This is a genomic window from Paenibacillus sp. FSL R5-0766, assembly GCF_037971845.1.
Taxonomy (GTDB): Bacteria; Bacillota; Bacilli; order Paenibacillales; family Paenibacillaceae; genus Paenibacillus.
Genome location: NZ_CP150227.1, coordinates 1,065,850 through 1,086,411, shown reverse-complemented (window position 1 = coordinate 1,086,411; position 20,562 = coordinate 1,065,850). Strand labels below are relative to the sequence as shown.

At 47.4% G+C, this 20,562-nt stretch carries 15 protein-coding genes; 4 read left to right on the top strand and 11 right to left on the bottom strand.

Going from position 1 to position 20,562, the window contains the following annotated elements; all coding sequences use genetic code 11:
- Positions 1 to 201: 201 nt before the first annotated feature.
- From MKY66_RS04895 to MKY66_RS04885, 3 genes are read right to left on the bottom strand one after another with little or no spacing between them, the layout of a single operon-like run.
- Complete coding sequence (locus MKY66_RS04895) at positions 202 to 1,581, bottom strand: fatty acid--CoA ligase family protein (protein ID WP_076213302.1); 1,380 nt, start codon at positions 1,579 to 1,581, stop codon at positions 202 to 204.
- Positions 1,575 to 2,993, bottom strand: coding sequence for a hypothetical protein (locus MKY66_RS04890; RefSeq protein ID WP_076213300.1), 1,419 nt, complete (start codon positions 2,991 to 2,993; stop codon positions 1,575 to 1,577). The genes MKY66_RS04895 and MKY66_RS04890 overlap by 7 nt, the downstream gene beginning before the upstream one ends.
- Positions 2,990 to 4,369: an alpha/beta hydrolase-fold protein gene (locus MKY66_RS04885; protein ID WP_076213297.1), complete on the bottom strand. Its 1,380-nt coding sequence runs from the start codon at positions 4,367 to 4,369 to the stop codon at positions 2,990 to 2,992. The genes MKY66_RS04890 and MKY66_RS04885 overlap by 4 nt, the downstream gene beginning before the upstream one ends.
- Before the next feature lie 447 nt (positions 4,370 to 4,816).
- Between MKY66_RS04885 and MKY66_RS04880 the strand changes: the two genes are divergently transcribed.
- Positions 4,817 to 6,973, top strand: a complete 2,157-nt coding sequence (locus MKY66_RS04880) for an alpha-amylase family glycosyl hydrolase (RefSeq protein WP_143760347.1) — start codon at positions 4,817 to 4,819, stop codon at positions 6,971 to 6,973.
- A gap of 156 nt (positions 6,974 to 7,129) precedes the next feature.
- Here the strand turns inward: MKY66_RS04880 and MKY66_RS04875 are convergent, their stop codons facing one another.
- The 4 genes from MKY66_RS04875 to MKY66_RS04860 all read right to left on the bottom strand — a co-directional run bounded on the left by MKY66_RS04875 (position 7,130) and on the right by MKY66_RS04860 (position 12,335).
- A complete protein-coding gene (locus tag MKY66_RS04875; RefSeq protein ID WP_083657210.1) occupies positions 7,130 to 8,416 on the bottom strand; it encodes an MFS transporter in 1,287 nt (428 codons plus the stop codon).
- A 147-nt stretch (positions 8,417 to 8,563) separates the two neighbouring features.
- Entirely contained in the window at positions 8,564 to 9,400 is an 837-nt protein-coding gene (locus tag MKY66_RS04870; RefSeq protein ID WP_017690474.1) for a sugar ABC transporter permease, read from the bottom strand.
- Complete coding sequence (locus MKY66_RS04865; RefSeq protein ID WP_076213293.1) at positions 9,397 to 10,752, bottom strand: sugar ABC transporter permease; 1,356 nt, start codon at positions 10,750 to 10,752, stop codon at positions 9,397 to 9,399. The genes MKY66_RS04870 and MKY66_RS04865 overlap by 4 nt, the downstream gene beginning before the upstream one ends.
- Before the next feature lie 296 nt (positions 10,753 to 11,048).
- Positions 11,049 to 12,335 (bottom strand): maltose ABC transporter substrate-binding protein, encoded by a 1,287-nt coding sequence (locus tag MKY66_RS04860; RefSeq protein WP_076213291.1) that lies wholly within the window; start codon positions 12,333 to 12,335, stop codon positions 11,049 to 11,051.
- Between the two features lie 403 nt (positions 12,336 to 12,738).
- Here MKY66_RS04860 and MKY66_RS04855 point away from each other — a divergent pair, with 403 nt between their 5' ends.
- A complete protein-coding gene (locus MKY66_RS04855) occupies positions 12,739 to 13,773 on the top strand; it encodes a LacI family DNA-binding transcriptional regulator (RefSeq protein ID WP_076213288.1) in 1,035 nt (344 codons plus the stop codon).
- Positions 13,774 to 13,946: 173 nt separating this feature from the next.
- Here MKY66_RS04855 and MKY66_RS04850 read toward each other — a convergent pair whose 3' ends face one another.
- On the bottom strand, positions 13,947 to 14,705 hold the full coding sequence (locus MKY66_RS04850) for an SDR family oxidoreductase (protein ID WP_076213286.1): 759 nt from the start codon (positions 14,703 to 14,705) through the stop codon (positions 13,947 to 13,949).
- 192 nt (positions 14,706 to 14,897) lie between these two features.
- Here MKY66_RS04850 and MKY66_RS04845 point away from each other — a divergent pair, with 192 nt between their 5' ends.
- Both MKY66_RS04845 and MKY66_RS04840 read left to right on the top strand, forming a co-directional pair.
- The gene (locus tag MKY66_RS04845; RefSeq protein WP_076213283.1) at positions 14,898 to 15,494 is read left to right on the top strand and encodes a TetR/AcrR family transcriptional regulator; all 597 of its coding nucleotides are present in this window, start codon (positions 14,898 to 14,900) and stop codon (positions 15,492 to 15,494) included.
- Positions 15,495 to 15,638: 144 nt separating this feature from the next.
- Positions 15,639 to 16,265 carry a hypothetical protein gene (locus MKY66_RS04840; protein WP_339806952.1) on the top strand — a complete coding sequence of 209 codons (627 nt, stop codon included), beginning with the start codon at positions 15,639 to 15,641 and terminating at the stop codon, positions 16,263 to 16,265.
- Between the two features lie 121 nt (positions 16,266 to 16,386).
- On the opposite strand, the gene MKY66_RS04835 is transcribed toward MKY66_RS04840, so the two are convergent.
- The 3 genes from MKY66_RS04835 to MKY66_RS04825 all read right to left on the bottom strand — a co-directional run bounded on the left by MKY66_RS04835 (position 16,387) and on the right by MKY66_RS04825 (position 20,196).
- The gene (locus tag MKY66_RS04835; protein WP_017690481.1) at positions 16,387 to 17,526 is read right to left on the bottom strand and encodes a toxic anion resistance protein; all 1,140 of its coding nucleotides are present in this window, start codon (positions 17,524 to 17,526) and stop codon (positions 16,387 to 16,389) included.
- Between the two features lie 237 nt (positions 17,527 to 17,763).
- Positions 17,764 to 19,452: a VWA domain-containing protein gene (locus MKY66_RS04830; RefSeq protein ID WP_076213278.1), complete on the bottom strand. Its 1,689-nt coding sequence runs from the start codon at positions 19,450 to 19,452 to the stop codon at positions 17,764 to 17,766.
- Between the two features lie 12 nt (positions 19,453 to 19,464).
- Complete coding sequence (locus MKY66_RS04825; RefSeq protein WP_143760354.1) at positions 19,465 to 20,196, bottom strand: hypothetical protein; 732 nt, start codon at positions 20,194 to 20,196, stop codon at positions 19,465 to 19,467.
- Positions 20,197 to 20,562: the final 366 nt, after the last annotated feature.

Sequence of the window (20,562 nt, the reverse complement as noted above, 5' to 3'; positions counted from 1 at the left end):
TTATACGCGGGTTAAATGCCTAACGAATCAGAGAGACCTTATTTTGTCCAATACGTCGATTTTCGAGACCAGAAGCCGTATTTTTGAAGCAATAACGTTACTGAGATTCGTTAGGTTTTTACTTTTCTTGTTTATCCCATCAATACGATGTTTAGGGTTCGATAGCGATTCAAGCAAGGTGAAACTCTTCGAAGCAGCGACCTATTTCCCAGCCGAGGCGAAGGGTGCCGAAGTCATCGGTTTTCGTATTTTCTTCATTCTTGAACTTACAAGCGCTCCCTGTGTAATTACGATTTTCTGCGGAATCTTGTATGAAGGCAGCTTGTCCCGACAATATTCCCAGATGGATCGCCGCAGATCGGTGAGAGTACATTCTGTAGCCAGCCGGATGGTCACCTTCACCCTCTGACCAGTGATGCCACTCTGTTCTCCCGAAACTACGGCCGCTTCAATACATTCCATCTCTTCCAGAACACCCTCGACCTCGGCAGGATATACTTTCCGTCCCCCTACATTAATGATCTCGGAACGACGTCCCAGAATTCGAATATACCCCTCTTCCAGCACAGCTTCATCACCTGTTCGCAGCCACCCATCCTCTGTAAAGGGTGATGGTGCATTCAGATATCCAATCATCGCTGTTGCTGTATGAATCTGCAATTCTCCTTCCACTACCCGGTACTTGACCCCTTCATCTTGAATGGAAAACAGCAATGAGCCTGGCTCTTTGGAGCGAGTTGGCAGAATGCCCAGTTCAGACATGCCATAGGCTTGTATCGTCCTTAGTTGTGGAAATCTCCGGTTCCATGCTGCCAGTACGGATTCAGGCATCACTTCCGATCCGTATGACACAACTTCGAGACTGGATAGATCATACCCCTCATCATTTCTACCCAGCAGCAACAGATTCATGAATGTTGGAGAGACCGGAAGAGCCTGCACACGAAACTTCTCAATCGTTCGGCACACTTCTTCGGGAGATCGATCCGCAATGATACACAGACACCCCCCACTGGACAGGGATTGCAGCATGGTATTCACACCACCGATATGATCAAACATCATGAATGGAATCGTTCGCAAAGGCCGAACCTGCCGCCGAAAACCATGTAACAGTCGATCTGCACGATGCACAGTCGCTTTACTCACTCCGGTTGATCCGGATGAAAAGAGTACCAGTCCCCCTACGCCTTCCTGTGCCAGCGAGGATAACAATACAGGAACCTCTCCAGATAATTCACACGTTTGCCGAATGCACAACTTGCCTTCTTCAACGCCCAAACGCCATTTCACCTGTGCCAGTTGGATATATTCCTCTCGTTTGGCTTCAACCAGGTACCGATCCATGGGAAGCACGATACACCCTTGTCCGAGCAAAGCAACCAATGCTGCCGCCGCATAGGGGGAATAGTCTTCCTCCAGCGTTACAAGTTGCCCAGTCAGCCCTTCTGCTGTAATCCACTCACCCATAATGCCAACCTGTTCCAGCAGCCACCGATAGCTGTACTCCTGATCTTTCCAAATCAGCGCAGGTTGCTGCCCCTGCTCCGCGAATCGTTCAAGCAAAAATTGGTTCAACATCTTGCATCCTCCTCACGGTCAGGCGCCCATTGCTGTGCGAGATAATCAACAAGTGAACCCACGGTCTGATATGGGCTTTCCGGCATGGAAGCAGCAGCCATCTCGGCCAGTGCGGCTCCCATCCCCGTCCCCCATCGATCTTCGATTCCCTGCTCTACCACTGCAAGCAATGACACGAGTTCCAGCGAATCCAGTTGCCCACTTCGTCCGTACAGTGGAGCGTTACCACCCTCACCAAGTGGAATCGTTGTATTATGGTACGCGTTTAACTCCCGACAACTATCCAATACGATACGGAGCAAATCCTCCCTGTGTTCTTGTCCGATCATCGACACAGCCTGGCGCGGGAAGCAATCTGCCTGAGGTATGGAGTGCCGAAGTGACTCATACCAGTGCCATTCATCCGTGACCAACATTTTAATTACACCTGTTAGCTGTACTTTCCAGTGCTTACGCTGCTTTATCCGACTGACCTGAAGCATATTGTAGGCCTTCTCCCAACGTACGATAATTTCGCTAAATTCTCTCGCATATTGATCAAGTGGAGAACCGAGCCATAAGGCAGACTCCTGAAGAAGATCTCGAAGAAAATATCGACTCCATCGCATATCAAACAGCAGACCGGATATCAGCATTTCATTGCCCTGCTCCCCTTCATTCGCCTCATGCAGTGCATGTAACAGTTGCAGCGATACCGCATGTCCAAAATAATAATTGCGCTCTTCTTGTGTAATCGTACTGCCTGTAAGAAATTCTTCAATCTGAGTTGTCAGCGCTTGGGTCAACATTTCGCGGTAACCCGCAGAGTCAAGCTTCACAGTCGCCCGAATGTCCATGGTGCCAAACGTTCGGAGTTCTTCTTTGCGCTTGGCCTGAGCAAGCTCAGGGATGCTTTGATTTCCTTTCCAGAAGTCATGAAAGGCCCTTTGAGCAACCTTTCCCTTATACTTGGAGGGCACGGGATCGTAGACGTGAACATGCTCATCTTCCAAACCATATACGGCAATCCAATGGTCTACCAGATGTAGTCGGGAGCCCTGTTTCACATGTTTGCGAATGTACTCGGGATTCTGATAATCCTCACAGTAAGGCAGATGATAACTGGTCCCTGTAGCCAAAAAAAGCCCACCTTCGCCAATATACTGCCGGATCTGCGTCTTGCCTTCCTCGAAGCTGTCCAGCTGTCGCTGACCATACATCTCCCAGATGGGCTCTACATAATCCAGTTTGTGAAAATAAGGCTTCACCAGTCCGTTATCCCCGCACGAAGGAAGGCTGTACAACCGACTTGCCGCCAGCAGTGCCAGACTTGTGATGGATCCTTGTCGATGGAGCACTTCATGAATCAGAGGAAAATTGCAGGGATAATAATAGGGAATGTCCAGCACTGGAGCGAATGAAGGAATGATCATTTTGGGCCTCCTGTTCCCGTTTTGGCTGACGTACTGCCCCAGGATTGGATTAGGTAATGCACAGACATATCATCTGTCGCTCGAAATACCCGATTGGCAATAGGTTTGCCATCTACATCGGTCTCGAAACGACGAAAACCGCGAGTAAATCGGAAGGAGAAACCACTATCACGCGGGACTCGGTAACTACCTTCATATCGACCTTTACCAGAACGAACAAGCTTCATGCCCATACCACCATATATCGTTTCCTCCGAGTCTTCGTCGGGAGCTACCTCTGCACGAATGCAGACCTCCACATGAGTGGACAATTCAGGAATGACCGTATAGATGCGTGTAGCAGACAGTTCCCCAACAGTCAGCGTGATGGATGCATTTCCAATACCGACAGGAACCAACTCTCCACTCGCATGCACCTGAAGTATATTCGGGTCACTCGAAGTATAATTCCCATGCAGCAGACTCTGAACCAATCCACTCTCGTAGTGCATTTGTGCATTGATACACACGGTCATTCCACCCTCTAGTCCGATGACATCCCTTCCAAGCAGTTCGAGCGAGGAGGGCTTATCCACGTGGCCGAACATGTACAGTAACGGGAGGTGAACGCGTGCTCCCCAGTCACCTTCCTGATGACAGGCACCCTGCTGTTCCAGAAATGCCAATTCCTCACACGATCCTACTCCGCGTTCAAGTAATTGATGAGCTACTCTTCTGACCTGGGAAGGCAGAAACAGACCTTCCGTGTCTCCAATATCCATCCACATCCGAACGTCGGGTACCTCTTCTGGCAAGCGATACATATTTTCTTCCAACAGCCCGCTTTCCGATGTTTCGTCCAGCTGCACATCCACATAGAATGGCGACATCATGATCAGTTTTCCAAAAACATCCGGATTTCGCATCCCCATGTGCAATGTACAAAGCGCCGCGGCAGATGAACCTAACAGCCCGGTATTCTGCTTGTCTGGCAATGTCCGGTAACGATGATCAATGATCGGCTTGAGCTCATGAATGATGAAATGTTCATAGGCGATGCCTGAGCACCCCACACTCACGGCCTCTCTCTCCGGAGCGATGAAGTGGTAGAATTCGTTGTGCGTGACTGGACGAACATGCGTAATGCCGACAATAATCAGTGATTCAATCTGCCCGGAGGAAATAAGACCGTCTGCTGCCTGGTCCATATTCCATGTTTCATTGCCTGGACCGGATGGACCAAAAGCCCGTTGCCCCGCATGAACGTACAGAACCGGATAATGCCGAACTGTCTGCTCATGATAACCGGGCGGGAGGTACACATAAATGTTGCGGATATTGCCCAGCCGCGACGCCTGAATGCCTTCCAAACATTCGATGACAGAATGGGTACTCAACGATCATCAACCGCCTCTCTTCTCCCGATTCGACTGCATAATACAAATAACCCCGCCTCAGAAGAGACGGGGTTGTCCCAGAACACACGTAAGTGTTCCGGGATACATAGCCCTTATATTGTGAATCTGCGAATAGTTTAAATCCCCAGACATGCTTTTGTAAACATAAAAATAGAAAATAAATGCTCTCAAAAAAGTTATTGACATAAGATCCAATATTTCTTACGATAGCGTTGTGATCATAACTCGAGGGCCATGCTTTTAAACCTGAGCGGTTTAGGACAACCCCGGTAACTCCCGAAGGAGATGCCGGGGTTGTTGGCGTGTCAAAAGGAGGGAAGTCTTCAATCCACTGCGTAACATCCCGCTGTATTGAAAGCGCTGTTATTCAAGATCCAGGTTGGTTGTTTATCTAAACTACTACATTTACGAGAAGGGTGGATTACTATGTTTCAAATGGCCAAACGTGTACTCCTCAGCACAACACTGACACTCAGTTTACTTGCAGGGGGCGCACTTCCCTATCTGCCTGCTTCTGCCATCTATGCCGATGCAGATACCGCGGTTACCAACAAGCAAAACTTTAGTACAGATGTTATCTATCAGATCTTTACGGACCGCTTCCTGGACGGCAATCCTTCCAACAATCCTACCGGCGCTGCCTACGATGCCACTTGTAGTAACCTGAAGTTGTATTGCGGAGGCGACTGGCAGGGTTTGATCAACAAAATCAACGATAACTATTTTAGCGATCTGGGCGTTACGGCCTTGTGGATCTCCCAACCGGTCGAAAATATCTTCGCCACAATCAACTACGGCGGCGTGATCAACACAGCGTATCATGGTTACTGGGCACGTGATTTCAAGAAGACCAATCCGTATTTCGGAACGATGGCTGACTTTCAAAATCTGATTACGACTGCTCATGCCAAAGGTATCAAGATCGTAATTGACTTTGCACCAAACCACACGTCTCCTGCCATGGAAACCGATACGTCCTTTGCTGAGAATGGCAAGTTATACGATAATGGTAATCTTGTTGGCGGATATACGAACGATACGAATGGTTACTTCCATCACAACGGCGGCTCCGATTTTTCCTCCCTGGAGAATGGTATCTACAAAAACCTCTATGACCTCGCTGATCTGAATCACAATAACAGTACCATTGATCAATATTTCAAAGATGCGATCAAGCTATGGCTTGATATGGGCGTGGATGGCATTCGCGTGGATGCAGTGAAACATATGCCTCTCGGCTGGCAAAAGAGTTGGATGTCCTCCATCTATGCACATAAACCTGTATTCACCTTTGGTGAATGGTTCCTGGGATCTGCTGCATCCGATGCGGATAACACGGAATTTGCTAATGAATCCGGGATGAGCCTGCTTGATTTCCGCTTTAACTCTGCCGTACGTGATGTCTTCCGGGATAACACTTCCAACATGCATGCTCTGGATTCGATGATTACAGGCACAGCGGCAGATTACAATCAGGTGAATGATCAAGTTACGTTCATCGACAACCATGATATGGATCGGTTCAAAACAAGTGCCGTGAACAATCGTCGTCTGGAACAAGCGCTGGCCTTCACGCTGACTTCACGCGGCGTACCTGCCATCTATTATGGTACCGAGCAGTATCTGACGGGTAACGGGGACCCTGATAATCGGGCCAAAATGCCTTCCTTCTCCAAAACAACCACTGCCTTCAACGTGATCAGCAAGCTGGCCCCTCTGCGCAAATCCAATCCGGCGATTGCCTATGGCTCCACTCAGCAACGCTGGATCAATAATGATGTGTACGTTTATGAGCGCAAATTTGGCAAAAGTGTAGCTGTTGTTGCGGTGAACCGTAATCTCTCGACACCAGCAAGCATTGCGAATCTAAGCACTTCACTGCCAACAGGCAACTACACCGATGTACTGGGCGGCGCACTGAACGGTAATAACATCACTTCCACCAATGGCAACGTCTCTTCCTTCACACTGGCAGCCGGAGCAACAGCGGTATGGCAATATACAACGAGCGAAACTACACCAACGATCGGACATGTAGGTCCGGTGATGGGCAAACCGGGTAATGTCGTTACCATTAGCGGACGTGGATTCGGCTCCACCAAAGGTACCGTATACTTCGGTACAACAGCCGTTACCGGTGCTGCGATCACATCCTGGGAAGATACACAGATCAAAGTGACGATTCCAGCTGTTGCCGCAGGCAATTATGCTGTGAAAGTAGCTGCCAACGGCGTCAACAGCAATGCGTATAACAACTTTACCCTCCTTACGGGTGATCAGGTCACTGTACGATTTGTCATTAACAATGCGTCCACCACACTGGGTCAGAACATCTATCTGACAGGTAACGTGGCAGAACTGGGCAACTGGAGTACGGGCACAACAGCTATTGGTCCTGCTTTCAATCAGGTTATCCATGCCTACCCAACTTGGTACTATGATGTGAGCGTGCCTGCCGGGAAACAACTGGAGTTCAAATTTTTCAAAAAAAATGGGGCAACCATTACGTGGGAAGGTGGTTCCAACCACACGTTCACCACACCAACCAGCGGTACAGCCACAGTAAATGTAAACTGGCAATAGAATATCCAGTCCACAAGCTAACCCGGAGTTACGCTAACGCAGCGTATGCTCCGGGTTTTGCTGTACCTAGCGAAGTTGCTTAGATTGCTTCTATCCTCTCTCTGTTGAATGTGTACATGTGGGTTCAATTCATATCATTTTGATGTATCATACATGTCATTGATAGGTTCGAATCGACTTCAATGTTGTAGCAGCCAGAATACCTGTTGCCAGCAGTAATATGCCCACGCCTTGCAGCACAGAGGCTGCCCCCCATTGATCTGCCAATACGGAGACAACCGTCAATCCCAGAATAGGCGCTGTACTGGTGATTGTTCCAACTACGCCATAGACTCTTCCTTGCAGCTCGTCTGGAACGGCTGTCCTCAGCATAATCTGGGTGAGCATTGTACAGCACGCGAACATCGCACCTCCGCCCACGATGAACGGTAACGCCATAATTGGGGAGGATACATTCGCCAAAAAAATATAAAGTGGCCCTAATACAATCAGACCGATAAATACCCATCTCCCTCTTCGCTTCAATCGTTTTCCCGAAGCAATCAACAGCGCAGAGCCAATCATATATCCCAGCGGAATACAGGTCTCAATTAATCCAAACTGCACCGGATTAGCCTCCCATACCTTGACCGCCATTACTTGAACCAGCATCATGGCTGACATGAAAAATAAGATCAGCACCGGATTGAGCAATACAATGGATCGAATCAGACGATTCCGATAGATGTAGCCAAACGAACTGCGCCACTCCTGAGCAAACGTGGTCTGCTGACTAACGGATCGCTGTACCTCAGGAAAGCGGCCCGCCATCAGCACACAGACTGCGGACAACAGAAAGGTTGCCCCTGTAATTAATATGGCAACGAATCCGCCAAATGCAGCAACAGCAACCCCAGCTGCTGCTAGTCCGCTGATTCGGGCAAGATTATCCACCATATGAATGGTTCCGGTGGCTTGTTGAATATGTTCTCTGCCCACCATACTTGCTACAGAGGCGTGGAATGCAGGGGCCTGAAACAGGCTTGAAAACATGGAGAGTGAAAGCAACAGAAGCACCACCGGAAACGGAGCATGCCAACCGAACAGGCTAATCGCAATCAGCACAGCCATCACACCGCGGAATACATCCGAGGCCAGCATCAGCTTCCTGCGATCCAATCGGTCTGCAACCGTACCCGCCACCGATCCAAACAGAAAACTGACAGCCATATTGCAGATCTGTACGGCCGCCATGCTCTTTGCACTGCCTGTGGTCTGTAACACCCACAAGCTGATCGCAATCCCATTGAAGCAATCCCCGAAGACCGAGATGCCGTAGCCGTACAATATCCTCCTAAAGGTAACATTACGCCAAAGTGTTGGTGGAGCTTTAGTATTATGCAATGCAGCTTGTCCATCTTGGTATCCCATAATCTCGGGCTCACTGGACGGGTTCATGCCCATAAATCACGTTCCTCCCTAATCATGATTCGAGCCCATACAGAACCAGGCACTTCCGTAGCTTTGCCAGTCGACAAAGACATGACATCACGGAAGTGCCTGGTTGAGTGCCGCAGGGATCGCGGCTAACTATGCTGTTATGGCACAGGATTACCCTTTCGAAGCTCCTGCCGTCAGACCCTGAACCAGGAATCGTTGCAGGAAAACAAACAGCAGGGTAATTGGAATAGCGATCAGTACCGCCCCCGCAGCAAACATCGTAAAGTTACTGTCCTGATAACGGTTGACCAGATCCCACATACCCACCGCAAGCGTCCAGTTCTCTTTCGTCCGCAGCACCAGCCGGGCGAAGATAAAGTCCATCCACGCACCGGTGAAACTGGTTAGTGCCACATAAGTCAGCATCGGCTTGGATAAAGGCAGGATGATGCTGGTGAATACACGCAGGTGACTTGCACCATCCATGCGGGCTGCTTCGTCCAGACTGCGGGGAATCGTATCAAAGAAACCTTTGACGATAAATCCGCCCAGGACCGCCCCTGATGAATAGACCAGGATAAGCGCAGCGTGGGTGTCGAGCAATTTAATTTGCAGCAAAATGATATAGATGGCAATCATGCTCATGAAACTCGGGAACATGCCGAGGATTAGCATGGTGGAGAGAATCGTTTTACGTCCACGGAAGCGGAAGCGGGACAGGGCATACATCCCGAGTGTCACCATCAACGTGGAGAAGATCATCGTGAAAAAGGCAATTTTCAGCGTATTCATATACCATCTGCCGTACATAAAAGACGGGTTATTGAACAGTTCCCCGTAATGGGTAAGCGTGAATGCTTCTGGCCATAACCGTTCACTAAACAATGCCGCGCCAGGTCTCAGAGAAGAGAGAAAGATCCAGAGCACCGGATAGATGGAGACAACGGCGATGATCAGCAACAGCACATAACTCAGGGCCAAACGCAGCGGATTATTACGTGTCTTCATTGAATCATGTCCTCCTCCTTGAATGATTTGGAGCGGCGGAAGTTCCAGATAGAGAATGAAGCGATAATGAGGAAGATGATAATGCCTACCGCTGAAGCCATGTTGAATTTGTTATTGTCAAGCGTGAGCTTGTAGAGCCAGGTCACCAGCAGATCCGTGGCCCCTGCGTACTGGTAGTCTCCCCGCAATGGATTCCCGTTGGTCAGCAGGAAGATGACATTGAAGTTGTTGAAGTTTCCGGCGAACTGCATGATGAGTACCGGAGTTGTGGCAAAAAGAATGAACGGTATCGTAATGATCCGGAATTTCTGAAACGCGGATGCTCCGTCCACTTCGGCAGCCTCGTAAAGATCACGAGGGATGGCCGTCAATACACCCAGAATCAGCACCATACTGACCGGAATACCGATCCACATGTTAACGACAATGACGGTGACTTTAGCCCAGAACGGATCTGTCAGCCAGGGTAATCCCTCCAGCCCAAATGCTCTCATGTACGTATTGATCGGACCAAACTGACCATTGAACAGATTACGCATGAGCAGCAAGGAGATGATCTGTGGGATCGCATAAGGTAGGATAAAGATCGTCCGCCACAGCTTTTTGAAGCGGATGCCCCGCTGTTCAATCAACAGTGCTACAAGTACGCCACCAAAATAGGTGGTGACTGTAGCCAGAATGGCCCAGATGACCGTCCAAGTGAGCACGCCGTAAAATGTCTGGCTCCAGGATTTCAATTGAATCAGATCACTGAACGTCTTGAAGCCCACCCAGTCCACGAGTTTGGCTGGCGGAATATGATCCGGGGCCGAATAGTTCGTAAATGCAATTGTGATCGTAAACAGGATGGGCATAACGGTGAAGAAAAGAATACCCAGTGCCGGGATGGACAGGAACAGATACGGAAAGTTTTTGTCCATCATGTTCCGAAGCGAAGCCGCTGCGCCCAGGGTCTGCTTGCCTTCCTCCCTCGCAAGTCCCGTGACGTACGCATCCCGAATATTCAGAATGTAGATCAGGATAAACACAAAAAACACCAGCAGTACGATAATGCCATCAAGCAGCAAAAAGATGGAATGGTCTCCCCTTTGAAGTACGGTAGACCCATTCACTTTGACAAAACGCTGTGTATTTTCCCCCAGTGTCCATATGCCCCATACGGCCTGTGACAGGCGAGGAAGCAGGTACGCAAGCCCTGCCCCCTCCAGTAACAGTAGACAAATCCCCTTAATCCATTGTCGATTGTACAGCTGTCCAAGACCTTGCAGTATGATGGAACATATGGCCGCTGTCATCCGGTGCTGTCTTTCCCTGTTCGGTCCAACGGGCACCGGGACATGCTGCTGTTGCATTCGCTCTCTCCTCCCTGCCTATTGCTAACCTGAATACATTGAACAAAAGTGTACTTACACTGACCACTCCGATGACAGAATAAGCTTCCGATCGCTGTTATCCCCAGATTTTTTTCGATCCCTTTTCTAATTGGGAAAATCCGGTGATAAAGGCGAGCGTATGCTTCCGAAGTAGCTTTCTTTCAGAAAGCTTTTAGTTTCACTTCTTCAGCTTCCTTCTGTCCTCTCCGTTTTTGTGTAAATATGAAGTTCAATTATGCAGCTCTTATGCATATCTTCGAATTCGTCGTTCGTCCCTATTGGACGGTAGCAAGGCTTTCCTGGATCTGTTTCACGGCATTGTCCAGCGATGCCTTCACGTCCTTATCGGTATCCCAGATATCCGTAATGGCCGAAGTGATTGGTCCCCATACGCTGTCCATGGCAGGAAGCGAAGGCATTGGTGTTGAGTTGTTGAACTGTTCCAGGAATGCCTTGTTGATTGAGTCCTCTTGCAATTTCGGATCAGCAGCTACGTTTTTGTTCGCAGGAAGTGTACCGTTCAGGTCAAAGTTCTCCATCTGAGCTTCTTCATTGGAAAGGAACGCTGCCAAGAGCTTCGACGCATTTGGGTATTGCGTAAATGCATTCACATAATAGGCTTTAACACCTGAGAATGAGGTCATCGGTTTGCCATCGATTGCCGGAAGCGGAGCAACGCCAAAATCAATACCTGCATTGCGATAATCGGCAATGGTCCACGGACCATTAATGTCCATAGCGAGTTTTCCGCTGGAGAATAATCCTTTTTTGATATCATAGTTCACGTCACCCATCTTGAGCGGCAGTACTTCCGACTTCAGCGTCTGCAAGAACTGTCCACCTTTCTGGGCTCCTTCGTTATTCAGACCGAGATCCGCGCTATCCATCCCGTTGTCTCCAAAAATATAACCGCCCTGCGAAGCCAGGAACGCATAGTTATAGTAAAATTGCTGCAATTCCCACATCAGCGCATACTGATTGGACTTCACATTATTGAATGTCTTGGCGAAACTGATAATCTCATCGAAGTTTTTCGGAGCTTCTGGATAGAGTGCCTTGTTATAGAAAAGGGCGTAAGTCTCCACGCTGTACGGATAGCCGTACAGGATATCCTTGAACGTCACTGCCTTCAGCGCGTTGTCGCTGGTGTTCTCTACGGTCTCTGCTTCGAATATGTCATTGGGCAGAATAAGTCCCGCCTCTGAAGCGCTACCAATCTTATCATGCGGGAAAACAACCACATCTGCCGCCAGACCCGCTGGACCATCCGTCGTCAGCTTGGTTACCTGGTCGGTTGGAGGTAATTCCTCCATTTTGACCGTTACCCCATATTTTTCTTCGAATTTTTTGACCCTTTGCTCAATAAAGCTGCTTTGATTTTTATCCTCCCAGATCACCAGGGTTGCCCCTTCTTCCGGCTGAAGGTTCTCGGCTGTCAGTTGAACAACCTCCTCTGGATTCTCACCAGCCGTAGTTGGAGATGTGCTTGCGCCTCCAGCCCCGCACGCAGCCAGTGTAAAAGCCATCATGACGGACAATGTTGCCCCTTGCCATTTTCTCATGTAAAATGTCCCCTTCCCTCTGCTTGGTCCAACAAAGTTCGCGCTTTTCACCCTTTTGTACAAACGTTTGCTCAAATGGAAGACAAGATGACCTCTCCGTTCAATATGTAGGGGTAAAAAAGTCAAGAAGTATGTAAACCCACTGATGTAAGCGCTACAATAACAATCACATCATACAATAACGAACTTTATTTGCACAAACGTTTGCACAAGCCATATTTGCTCAATTTTAACCATTTTCTTTCTTCTACCTACAGTAATTTCCTGTTTCCTTGTTCTGACTCTTTCTTCCTTAATTTTACTTCATGAGCATCCCTTACTCGGCAGTTAGCAATTGATTTCTCGTATCCTTTGGATTACCATAGGAGAATATTTATACGATTGTTCAGAAGGGATTTTTTACATGATTACGATCAAGGATATTGCCAAATTGGCGGGTGTTTCCCCTTCTACAGTGTCACGGGTGATTTCCAACCATCCCAGAATCAGCACCAAGACATCTCTCAAAGTGAAGCAAATCATGAAAGAATTAAACTACCATCCCAACATCATCGCAAAGAGCCTGGTTTCCAAAACAACACATACCCTTGGGATTATGCTTCCGCGTCCTGCAGAAGAGTTGTTTCAGAATTACTTTTTCGGGGAACTGCTGCGAGGTATTATTACACATGCCACCCGTATGAATTATGAATTGCTGCTAACAACCGAAACATCATCAGACAATGAACTGCATGCGATATCCCGCCTTGTGCATGGCCGCAGAGTGGATGGTATTCTGTTGCTTGGGTCCAAACGAGATGATCCCATCATTTCATTTCTGGAAGCGGAAAAGTTTCCTTTTGTGTTAATCGGTCGCAGTGAAGCTCATCCAAATGCCCCCATGGTGGATAACGATAATGTGCAGACCGCTTATGATGCGACTCATCATCTGATTGCTCAGGGACATACTCGAATCGGATTTGTCAGTGGTCCTCCGGACATTACGTTATCGCATGATCGCATGTTAGGATACCAAAAAGCGCTTGCCCAAGCCGGGCTGGATGCGGATAGTGACTGGATTGTGGAAGGTGAATTTCTACAGGAAAGTGGATTCAGAGCGATGTCGCTGTTCATGTCCTTGCCGGACAGACCCACAGCAATTGTTGTCATCGATGACAACGTGGCCTTTGGGGTATTGAGAGCTCTTGCCGAGCTTCATTATCTGGTGCCTGAAGATATCAGTGTGGTCAGTTTTAACAATATTGCATTATCGGAACTGGCTTCTCCACCCCTAAGCTCTATCGACATCGGGACTTATCAGCTTGGTTATACAGCCGTTCAGGTACTGTTAAAAATTCTTAATGGGGAACCACAGCTTCATAATCCGGTCATTATCCCCCATCGTCTGATCGTGCGTGAATCCTCACTCTTTTCCAAACCAAGGCCACCCTCAGATTGATTCATTTCGGGTTTCCGTGTAGTAATGCAAACGTTTGTCCTACACGGAATATGATGCTGTTATCCACCGTACGTAGGTGCATAGGTGCAAAAAAAGGAAGCCGCTTATAATTATGCGGCTTCCTTAATTCACACACTATTTCCGTACTCCATGCTCGACTGCACTTGAATAGATTAATAAGAGCTCCAGCCAGCATCTGCTGTAACGACAGTTCCGTTCACGAAGCTGGACTCGTCAGATCCAAGGAACAAAGCCACTTTGGCGATCTCTTCGCTCGTCCCGATGCGTGGGTTGATTGCCATCCCAAGCTGTTGCCTCCCTGCACCGAAATGGCTAATACCTGTCATGGAGGAGCTGATATTGGTTGCCACAGCGCCTGGAGCGATCGCATTACAGCGAATGCCTTGCTCAGCATACATGTACCCTGTATTTTTGGTGAAGCCCACGACCGCATGTTTGGACGCCGTATAGGCTGCTCCTGCACGTCCGCCGTGTAGGCCCCCTGCCGAAGCAATGTTCACGATAACACCTTTTTGTTTTTCCAGGAAGATCGGCAATACCTTACGTGTTGTCCGCATCACACTGGTTGTGTTCACAGTAAACAATCTCTCCCACTTCTCATCCGTTATATCAGCTGCCGGCTCCATGCCATCCATAATTCCCGCATTGTTAATTAGAATATCTACTGTACCATATGTGCTCACCGTCGTATCGATCAGATTTTGCACATCTTCTTCTTTGGCTACATTGGCCAGAACGACAATCGCTTCTCCACCCTGGGCTTTAATATCATTCACTACCGCTTGTGCGGATTCTTCGTTAATATCCGATACGACGACTTTCGCGCCTTCTTGAGCATACAACGTGGCAATTGCTTTCCCCATACCTGAACCAGCACCTGTAACAACTGCAACTTTATCTTGAAGTTTCATTCCATGTATCCTCCTTTGTGTATTCGTTTACAATAAGTTAACAAACAAATGTTCATTAACTCCTATCCTTAGTATAATAAGTCATAGCGTTTCACTTCAATCAGTAAAAGCTTGTCCAGTTGTACGTTAAACAACACTAATAAGCCCGAATGTACTTTAATTAATAAAGTGAACTCGCGAGGAGGAAAATAGATGTCTGAAACTCCGAATTCGATGGACCGAAGAATCAAGAAATCAAAAGCTGCACTGAAGGATGCACTCATCCATTTGATGCAGAAACATTCCTTTAAAGAAATTTCAATTACGGATATTGTGCAGCGAGCCGACCTGAATCGGGGAACTTTCTACAGGCATTATCAGTACAAAGAAGACCTGTTCAACGAGATTATCGATGATGTAATTCAGGATCTGGTGACTTCTTTTCGTAAACCTTATCAGGATGAGGAAGAGTTCCAAGTCAATCTGATGCCCTCTTCGGCGATCACTATATTTGAGCATGTGCACCAACATGCTCAATTCTACACATTGGTTGTGAAATCTGAGGCGGCCTCCTCCAACTTCCAGCGTATGATCTGTGATGTTCTTCGGGATCTGGCCTTACAGGATCTGAACCACATCTTCCCGCAGCACATTAACCATGAACTGCTGGCAAGTTACCAGTCTCATGCGATATTCGGCATGATCATGGAGTGGATCAGACAAGACTTCAAGCACAGCCCCGCCTACATGGCTGAGGAATTGTTCAAGATCATTCATTACAGGCCTGACAATGTCGTGTTGAAAGACTGAACATTCAAATCGTCATACACCATACAGCATCGTCATTGAGAGGGATTTTAAGAAAGGTTTATCACCATAATTTTGTAAAGACATTCCTGTAATTTTCTGGTATTGATATGTTAGATTATCCATTGGAATACAAACAAAAGGAGGATGACATTACATTTGAAGAAGTCGTGGATTATATCATTGATTACCAGTTTTGTTTTGCTTGGCGGAGTGTTTCTCTCTCCAGCCGCTTCTGCCAATGCAGCCAAAGTAGCAACCTCTACATATTCAGATCAGAGTTATAGTGAAGATGATTATTTGCACGAAGAACTTATGGACGAATTAGAATTAGATGATGCCGAACAGGAGCTCACTAAAGCTCAAAAGGAATTCGAAAAATACCTTGAACAAATATCTCGTCTGGTACCTTATGAGAATAAAGCAATCGACACGTTGGGTAGTGTGGGAGGTGAGGTGAATTCAACCAATCGCAAGTCCATGTACCTCAAACTTACGAATACGGTGATCCCTAATTATACAAAAACGGTCTCCATGTTAAAACAAATCAAACCTTCCAATCCTGAACTTAAGAAAATACATGCCTATTATGTCAAGGGAAGCTACCTTCAGCTGGAAGGATACCTGTTGTACAAACAAGCCGTTTCTAAAAACAAAGTGAATTCTAAGATACTGCAACAAGGTCGTGCCAAAGTACGTGCGGCTGGCGTTCTACTTGACCAATACGAGCAGCAGATATACCCTTATGCACGGAATATCGGGTATCTACATTAGTACCAATCTTCAAAGAAGCCCAAAAAGCGACCGTTCCTCATATTTAATGAAAAACGGTTGCTTTTTCTAATTATGAATTATGATAACAATCTAATACGTAAAATTTATTGCACTCTCCTGATCACAGCCCCAGCTTCTGCCCTTTCTCCAACCGCTGAATCTGCTGCTCGCCGGTATCCGCGAGTTCACGGAACTGGTTAATCGTCTCACGCATTCTTGGCAGAGCTTCCTGCTTATAAAGACTGATTGAATCGAGTGCTGACAACACATCGGTAAACGCCTGTTTCATCGTATCCACGGAGATGCTAGCCTCATATGCTTGCTTCTGAATGGCAATCCCCTGATCCTTGAGCATCTTGGATGTTCCGGCGATCAGATCGTTGGTTGTCTGGTTCAGCAACTCAATCTTCTGCAATACAATCTTCTGATTATACAAAGCACTCGCTACTGTAACGGCAATCTTCAATGCCGAGATCGTTACATTCTTCGCCCGGTCTACGCCTCGGATCAGTTCCTTGTTGTTGCGGATCACCACTTCAATCGCCATGATGCCCTGCTGGTTCACAACCAGCATCTGCTGCAGATCCATGACCCGCTGACGGAGCGGGAACAATACTTCTTCCGTAATAAAACGAACTTTCTCGGGGTCCTCATTGCGGACCTTGGCGGCTTCAATCTGCGCATCGATGGACTCATCCATGAGCACGCCAAGCTGAATCTCCTTTTGCAGTCGTTTGGTGAGTTCCCGCAGGTTCTGCTGTTCAATCTCCAAGGTTGTATTATCGTTACGCAGGGTGGATCTGCCTTTATCCAAAGAAGTTACGATGTCAGCAATAACTGCATCCGCCTTCTGGTATTTCAGGAAATAGGCGCGAAGCGGATTGAACAATTTCCCGAGGAAACCAGTCTTGGCAAAGTCGACCACGCTTGGGTCGAGATCCTTCAGTTGCATATGCAGCTCGGTCAAACCTTTGGCGACCTGACCGCCCTCGTCTCCCGTCTTGGACAGATGTCCAACGGAGACTTGAAGCAAGGCGTTTTTCTCAGAAGAGGATCTCATCGTGTTCATGCCAAAGCCGTCAATGGATTGCAAAATCTCTTTGCGCTTCTCCAGGGATTCGAGATCCAGTGTCATGATCATCTCTACGTTGGCATTTGCCACTTGTTGAAGCTCCGCGACCTCGGCGGGCACGGGTTTCACCTCTTCTTCGATCACCTTCTGAATTTCCTTCTGGCTTGGTATTTCCATTGAAAATGACATCTACAGTTCCCCCTTTAGATACGTGCTGTAAAATGATTGATACTCCACGCGAGTGACTCCGATTGCAGTACCATCCTCCGATCGCTGTTATCCCCAGATTTCTTCATTTTCCTCATTAATCGGTTGAAATCTGGTGATAGCGTATGCTTCCGAAGCAGCTTTCTTTCAGAAAGCTTTTAGGCGAACGCTATGCTTCTTCAGATCGGTTCTGCACTCTACGTCTTCGTGTTAATAAATTTACATCTGTACGTTAAACAGGTTACCAATCTTGTACACGACATCGTCGGTATCGGCATTGATGCTTGCAGCCTCGTTAATGCTGGAGATACTCTCCAAAGCCTTGATGTCCGCGTTGTATCCAATCGTATAGATTGGCACTTTGTACGTCTCAACCAAATCCCGAATATCTTTCAGGGTATGACCTTCGTTGGTCTCGCCATCACTCAGGACAAAGATCAGCGGCTTCACGTTTGGATTAGCAGCCATATAATCTTCCAGCATCTTCATTGCTACCACGATCCCGTCAAAGGTCGCCGTACCGCCGCCAGCTTGTAGACTATCAACTGTTCCGACAAACATGGACTGCTGGTTCGTATCATACTTGGCAATCGGCAGGTTCACGGTTACCCCGCTGGAGTAAGAAACCAATCCAATACTGTTCTCGGTGCCCAGGTACTTCTGACCTTTGCGCAAAGACTCCTTCAGTCGGTTAAGCGGTTCGCCGTCCATGCTTCCAGACACGTCTGTCACGAACACGGCAGCAATAGGTTTACTGCCATTCTTCTTCTCTTTCCATACTTTCTGTGCAGACAGCAACGTGCCGCCATCCACAGTAGCCAGTTCGGATTTGTAATCCTGTAACCCGTTGAAACCGAACTCCTCCGCCGATTGTTGGTACTTCGCCTGGGTTACGAATTCCGCAAACTTCTGGATGATCTCCTTTTTGTTCTGCGGCAATTGTCCCAATGCATACAGCGGGCTATCATGTCTCACACCAAATGGTGTAAAAACGTATCCACTCTTCAGATCAGCGGTATTCACATACGTCTGGTATTCGAGTACAAAGGCATCCAGTCTGCCTGACTTGGCAGCTTCCCGCATCTGAATCGTTGTCGATGCTGTAAACGGTACATTCGTCTGGAATTTTTCGAACCCTTCAATGGCCTTCTCGCCAAGCGGGTTGGCGCTGTCATACGTATTCAGTGCAGTCACCAGGAAATTAAGTCCTGTGGAGCTGGCAAATGGATCGGTATATCCCATCGCGAGTTCATTGTTGGCAATGGCTTCGGTTACGGTTTTTACATTAACGGAGCCGTACGTATCAACTAGTGCATCATATTTCGCTTTGGAAATAACAATACCCGGAACGTTCCCGACCAATCGCTCGGATACCATCTCTGTCTTCACCCCACTGGCCTCAACCATCTCGCCCCATAGTTCATTGGAAGGTGTGAATGCATCCGGCATATACTTACCAGACTTGATATAATCGGTGGCCGTACCAGAGGCAATGTTGCGAATTTTGACCGACACCTGTTTTCCACCAATGGTAATATTAGCTTTGTTGAACTCCTCGCCCACTTCGGTTAACCAGCCGTCTACCCCGCTGCCCGACTTCTCTGTGGAAGAGAAGATTTCGACGTAATCATTTGTTGTATTCTCTACAGCAATTGCGAATTTGGAGATATCCGGCAGTGATTCTGCCACATCGACCGGGTCGAGATCAATCTGTCCTTTGACCGGTTCCGCCGTCGCTGGCGCAATGTCCGCGTACAGTTTCCCCAGTTCCTTACCTGCATTCTCTGTGCTCACCTGTGTGGTCGACTTGCCAAAGTTCGATGTTAGTGTAATTCCTGCATAGACCAGACCAAATACGAGTACCAGCATCACGATTGATATGAAAAAAAACTTTCCCTTCTTGGCCATACGAGCAACCCCTCACTGTCTGTATAATTTGGTGTGCTTGATTAACTGATCAATCTCCTGCATACAAGGCATCTGTTCAATATCTCCGGCTTCAAAGCTGTCGAGGCGTGAAATCTCCAGTAACAACTGATCGAGCTTGAGCAAGATTTCCTCATTGGTGTGTAATGCATTTTTCACATAAGACAGATAATCGTTGTATACCTTGGTTTTTTCCTGAAAAAGCTTCTGGGGAAGTGTGGAGGATTTGGATTTCATCATGTTGGCATAGTCAGCTTCATCAAATACATTCAACCGGTTCAACACACTGCGGATGTTCAGGTATAACAGCTTCTCCACTTCCAGTGTGACCGAAGCAAATTTCTTGTAGCTCAGTTCTCCTGGATCAAACCGTTGATGAAGCACATTCAGGAGGGTTTCTTTTTTCTTTTTCATTCGACTAAGTTGGGACAACCCCAGCGTAATATCTTCTTCGAGCACTTTAATGCGTCTATAAAAAGATAAGGCTTCCACATAATCTTCATGCGTTTCAATATGCTTCACGGGCAGGACTACCGGTTGTCTGAACAGCAAGGTGTAACTCCCATATAGGAGTGCCATTGCACTGCCAAACAGAAGGGTAACGGATAGTGCAGTTGTGAATGCACCCTCCTCGAAATTCAGCCCGATGAAGCCGGGTGAGAATGCCAAAACATTCACAGCCACAATACCGAGGATTAATCCCAATAATTTTATGTACTTGATCATGTTCAATCATCCGACCTCCTTTCATGTTATATATTGGTGCTTCATGTCGTAATTTTCCTGTTCAACTTATTCTTATTGTACATGATGTTAACGCTCTCAGGTGGATATGATTGGATATTGGGATACTCATAATATACGTGGTTTGGGCTTATCCCATTTCATATTTTCAGGGACAACGTGGAACCGATTTTGTAACCTCTGGAAATTGATCCGTTTATGTGGAACCATCGGTGGGAGAAAAAGAAAAGTTATCCGGTAATACGTGAAAATTTGGCGGGCGTGTCATTTTTCATACAGCTGTATCTATCTATTTATACTCAACTGTCACATTCGCTGATAGGTGATACGTAGTAAGGAGTGTAAGGG

Coding starts and splice junctions, on each gene's coding strand:
- MKY66_RS04895 (WP_076213302.1), bottom strand. CDS start 1,581: ATGTTGAACCAATTTTTGCTTGAACGATTCGCGGAGCAGGGGCAGCAA.
- MKY66_RS04890 (WP_076213300.1), bottom strand. CDS start 2,993: ATGATCATTCCTTCATTCGCTCCAGTGCTGGACATTCCCTATTATTAT.
- MKY66_RS04880 (WP_143760347.1), top strand. CDS start 4,817: ATGTTTCAAATGGCCAAACGTGTACTCCTCAGCACAACACTGACACTC.
- MKY66_RS04875 (WP_083657210.1), bottom strand. CDS start 8,416: ATGGGCATGAACCCGTCCAGTGAGCCCGAGATTATGGGATACCAAGAT.
- MKY66_RS04870 (WP_017690474.1), bottom strand. CDS start 9,400: ATGAAGACACGTAATAATCCGCTGCGTTTGGCCCTGAGTTATGTGCTG.
- MKY66_RS04865 (WP_076213293.1), bottom strand. CDS start 10,752: ATGCAACAGCAGCATGTCCCGGTGCCCGTTGGACCGAACAGGGAAAGA.
- MKY66_RS04860 (WP_076213291.1), bottom strand. CDS start 12,335: ATGAGAAAATGGCAAGGGGCAACATTGTCCGTCATGATGGCTTTTACA.
- MKY66_RS04855 (WP_076213288.1), top strand. CDS start 12,739: ATGATTACGATCAAGGATATTGCCAAATTGGCGGGTGTTTCCCCTTCT.
- MKY66_RS04850 (WP_076213286.1), bottom strand. CDS start 14,705: ATGAAACTTCAAGATAAAGTTGCAGTTGTTACAGGTGCTGGTTCAGGT.
- MKY66_RS04845 (WP_076213283.1), top strand. CDS start 14,898: ATGTCTGAAACTCCGAATTCGATGGACCGAAGAATCAAGAAATCAAAA.
- MKY66_RS04840 (WP_339806952.1), top strand. CDS start 15,639: ATGACATTACATTTGAAGAAGTCGTGGATTATATCATTGATTACCAGT.
- MKY66_RS04835 (WP_017690481.1), bottom strand. CDS start 17,526: ATGTCATTTTCAATGGAAATACCAAGCCAGAAGGAAATTCAGAAGGTG.
- MKY66_RS04830 (WP_076213278.1), bottom strand. CDS start 19,452: ATGGCCAAGAAGGGAAAGTTTTTTTTCATATCAATCGTGATGCTGGTA.
- MKY66_RS04825 (WP_143760354.1), bottom strand. CDS start 20,196: ATGATCAAGTACATAAAATTATTGGGATTAATCCTCGGTATTGTGGCT.